This window comes from Zooshikella harenae, from assembly GCF_018837975.1.
GTDB classification, from domain to species: Bacteria; Pseudomonadota; Gammaproteobacteria; order Pseudomonadales; family Zooshikellaceae; genus Zooshikella; species Zooshikella harenae.
The window spans coordinates 1-4,894 of the sequence record NZ_JAGSOY010000140.1 but is presented as its reverse complement, the minus strand read 5'-3'; the positions used below and the strand labels follow the sequence as shown (position 1 = coordinate 4,894).

At 35.5% G+C, this 4,894-nt stretch carries 2 protein-coding genes; both read right to left on the bottom strand.

Annotated elements, in window-relative coordinates:
* Window positions 1-702: DUF7738 domain-containing protein (locus KCG35_RS23620; RefSeq protein ID WP_215822315.1), on the bottom strand; the 702-nt coding region annotated here is incomplete at its 3' end.
* A gap of 45 nt (window positions 703-747) precedes the next feature.
* A partial coding sequence (gene tssI, locus KCG35_RS23615; protein WP_215822314.1) for a type VI secretion system tip protein TssI/VgrG occupies window positions 748-4,894 on the bottom strand: 4,147 nt, incomplete at its 5' end.

Sequence of the window (4,894 nt, the reverse complement as noted above, 5' to 3'; positions counted from 1 at the left end):
GCCAAACTCTGTACCCATCATGGCATATTCGATTGATCTGCCTAGAGAGGCTATTTTGGGAAAGTCAGAAATGGTATTAATAGGCTTTATTTTCGAAAATGATCTTTTGCTGTAGTTCTTAGGGATGTTAAAAAAGTTTTTTTCAAGAGTGGTTTTGTCGACTTCTTTTCCTTCAACTTTTAGTTTTCCACTAAAATCATTTTTGGGAAGTAGAATGAATTCATAAGCAATCTTTCTATTAGCTGAGGCTAAGTATAAGTCTGTTACAACGCTAATTTTTCCTATAGGCGCATTATTTGGCGAAGTAAGTTTTTTGTAAAATGGCCCAATGTCTTCTGAATAGTTTTTTATGTCAAGCATGATCAATAAAGAATGTGCTTTGTTGGTTTTTAATCGTGACTCAATGGCTAATCCTAATTTATCCCAGGTATAAGCAACTCTCAAATATTCCTCGGGTAAACCTTTCACGACAAATTTGGTGGTCCTATCTGGTTTACCTAGTAGGTTGAACCAGTTATCTATACTGGTATCGAGAAAAACAGCTTTGTTATTGATTTCGATATCTCTATCATTGAGCGTTATTGTTAAATTTGAAGAATAGCACGGTATGGTAGTGCTGATTACAATAAAAATGAACAAGGCTTGAATGAAATTACTTGGAAAACTTTGATGCATATTCATTGATTGCTGACCAATACTCATTTAGTTCTTTTTCAAGGTGATCTGATATTACTTGTGACTCTTTTGCTAATAGATCGTAATCATTGCTAATTGTACTAACCAGTTTTTTTTGTTTGTTTCTGTAAGAGATAATTGTTCGATAAATTTCCTTTTTTTGTTATTTATGAAGGCGGTAAGGTCTTTTTTTTGTAATGATTTTGCGGTGGTGCTTATCTCTATTATATGGTTATATGCATATGTTATATAAGTACTATGTAGTTGCTGCATATTTTTAAATAAGGTGTCGGTAATGTTGTTTATTTCATTTTTTAATTGTTTTTGTGTTTTGTTTTTAAGTGCTGGGTAATGATTTGAATGGCTTTCTTGTAAGATTTTTGGTAGCCTTTTTATTCGTGTTAAATAATCAATTATTATACCTTTTGTTGAATTTTTAATTTTGTTGGTTAGTTGTTCCAATGAAACGGTTTTATATTTTTCTTGAATTTCTGTTAGTTTGTTTGGTCCGTTGTTAATGTTTGATTCTAGTTGTTTTAGCTTTTCTTTAAGTTGTTCAGTATGTTCTTTTGTGTGGTGAGATACCGTGTTAAAAATATCACCTTTTTTACATTTTTTAAGTTTCTCTTTATAATCTTTGCTCCATTTTTTTACTATTTCAAGCATCCAATCCTGATCATTGGGGTGAGCAATATATTTATCGATAAGTTTATAAACATCATTAATATTATTATATCCAAGCCATACTTTAACCATGCTGCGGGTTACATCCTGTACAGCATGTGTTGCCAAGGAAGATGCGAGTTCGTGTAGTGGATGTTCATCATGATCCTTAGCAAGCTGAGTATGGGTCGGACTGTTACCATGATCATCATCAATGTAGGTCTGTAAATCACTGGTATGCATAACAATAGTATTTAATAGGGATGCAATAAGTGACATAACTTTATGCTTGATATGTTCTATAAACTCAAACTCAAACTCAAACTCAAACTCAAACTCAAACTCAAACTCAAACTCAAACTCAAACTCAAACTCAAACTCAAACTCAAACTCAAACTCAAACTCAAACTCAAACTCAAACTCAAACTCAAAGTCAGGAAGGTGTTTATATAAACTAATGTTATTTTTTAAATGGTGGAAATATTTTTTTGTTACAATATACTGATTAAAACGTTCATAGTACCAGGAAAACTCTCTAACGTTCTTAAAACTACTCATGAAATCTTGAAATAAACTTTCAGTTTCAACGTTATTTGAACTACTCTTTATATTATTTTCACTTTCAGCTAAATCATGTAACACGATGCCAATGATTTGTTCTGCTGGTGTTAATTTAAATTCAGTGCTTTCTTCTTCAGGCTTTTCGATTGCTCCCGCTTTAAAGATGGCTGTGAGTTTAGACAATAAACTGGCTACTGTATCAACAGGCCCAAAGACACCAGTAACTATAGGTAAGCGATTTAGGCCTGCAACAGGTACACACCAAGGATAAACTTGTTTTGCAACAGGACCTATCACTCCTAGATTTCCATACTTTATAAGCGATAATTCTGCAAAGTTAGAATGAGCAAAATAATCTTCTAATACATGAAGAGCTTGCCCATAGTGTCTGAAAGCCTCATTTCGCTTTCCTCCACTTTCATTTGAATACTTATCTTTCGATAGTTTTAACTGACCTTTAAGATACTGAGTTGCTGGCTCAAAAGACTCGTTGGGTGTGGGGGTTGCAATATAATTAGCTAACCCTGTTTTAAGGTTTATTGCTAGTTGTTCTTCAGTAGGTGGTTTCACAAATTTTTTGGAGACTTTTGTTGCTTCAGATATACCTTTAGGGTTGTCTATATGCTCTTCTGGACGATAGACACCGAGTCGGTCAGGAATGGTAGACTTATAAACATATTCAGAAATATCTGCATCATTCTCATTTTTGGGGAGAAAGTCTACAGCACCGATTACGGCAATAATTCTGGTCCAAGCTTGGCGAGATAAAAGAATTTTTTGTAAATCTTCAAGTGTTTCGTTTTCGGGTCTAATGGTTTTTGGATCACAAAGCTGAGAGAAATCACGTAACCAATTACCGTAATATATCTTATAAGCTATCTCTAGCAGTTCTTTAGGATTATCTTTTTGTTTCAATATTGGATCTAATACACTGTCCTCACTACTTTTTGAAATAAAGGCTGCAAGCTCTATACTTTTATGGCCATGGCTATGTTCACCGACACCTTCGCCTGCGCCAAAAAACTCCCATTGTTGGAAGCGCCCATCGTCCAGTTGTTCAATAATATCAAGATACTCCAATGCTTTTTCGTGGGCTTCAGTGATAGGGATAATTAAATGACCTGAATATTTAGGAGCATCAATGACAGCAAAATCAATATTATCTTGAACTGTATAATCGATATTAACGATATGATAACCGAAAGCAGCGCCTTCATCATTTTTGGCATCACCTCCGACTGAACTCAAATTGTTCCGTAATAAGTCATCAATGTAATGACCAAATTCTTCAAGTAATATAGCGAAAAGTTTGGCTTTACTTTCATTGTTATCAATAGCATCTAAAGCAAGGCTTTTATGAACATATATTTTATTGTCATCTTGATTATAGCCAGCAATATGACCATGAATTAGAGAGTCAGTTACAATAATAGAGGGATTTTGAATGCTGTTACTCTTTGCTAAATCATACAGTTTTTTATAGGTTTTAACAGTAACTTCGATACCAAAAATACCTTTCATAACGAAAATAAAATGGTCTTCTGGTAAGTCATTGGCTAAGCTAACGAGTTGTCTTAAGGCATAATCACTGGCAAGACGAATTTCTTGCTGATTATCAATAGAAGCTTTGAGAGCTTTAATATCAATAGGTTTTCTTTTCGGCGGTAACTGAACGGTTGGTACTGTGTCTGCTTTTATGGGTAATTTAAGGTTTTCTGGTGTACCAATACCTGGTGTTCCTCCTGCATTAATACGTATACTTGGGCCATTCATGGTGACCCCACCGGGATTTAACTTAAAAAAACTGTTATTACCCTTGGCGATTAACTCCATGCCAGCATCAATGATCAATTTACTACTGGATTGTAAATGGATTTCTTGAGTACTGTCCGTAAACGTTTTTTGCTTGGACTTTTCATGCAGACTGCCATGCACAGTAATGTATTGTTGTTGTTCTACCTTAGTATTCAGTTGTCCATGTATGTGCTGTGAAAAGTTTTGGTGAATATGACTATGGTGTGATTGATCAACAATTTCATGTTGCTGATTACCTATATATGTCGTTTTATTATGATTGACATGGACATCAATATTGCGTTCAGCATGAACAAAAATTTGCTCCTGACCTTTTTTATCTTCATAGCGCCATTCGTTAAATCCCTCGGCATTGGGTGTGCTACAGGTTTTAATCGTAGTTTTGGTTTTATGCTCAGGTAATTGATAAGGTGGCATATTCAGTCCATTGTAAAATCCTCCTTTAATGATTGGGCGGTCAGGATCACTATTAATAAAGCTAACTAAAACCTCCTGACCTATTCGTGGTAGTTGTAAGGCTCCCCAGCCTGAGCCTGTCCAAGGTTGTACCACACGTACCCAACAAGAAGCGTGTTCTGAATAATGACCATCACGGTCCCAGTGGAATTGAACTTTAATTCGGCCATAGTGATCGGTGTAGATTTCTTCGCCTTTTGGTCCAGCAACTATTGCAGACTCAACGCTATAGCAACGATTTTTTTTGATAACTTTGGGGGAGGCGATGGACTTGTATTCAAGATCTTTAAAGCGAGTACAGTTAAAGTGACAGTTATAAGTAGTAGGCTCATCACTGGCGTCTTCTTCGAGTGATTGCGGTTGTTTACCATGATGACGAGCTTTTGTAACGAGATACTGCTGATTTAATTGAGGGTTGGTATGTTCTTGTAGTGTAAAGATTCCGCCAGGTAACAGATAAATGCAATTACTCTCACCCTGGCCTAGTGTTATTTGGCTTTGTGCCTGAAGGAGTTTCACATTGGCCTGGTGTGATCCAGTGGATATGGTTTGATACAGACCACTATGGTAGTACAACTCCCGTTGAGCTTCTGTCGTAAGCTGTGCTTGTTGTTCTAAGTCAAGATTTGGTTTTGTAAAATTATAATCTCTTAAGGTAATTTTATTAACGGTTAACTGTTCCCTCAAATTGAAGTGGTGGATGACATATTCAGCTTTTATCATA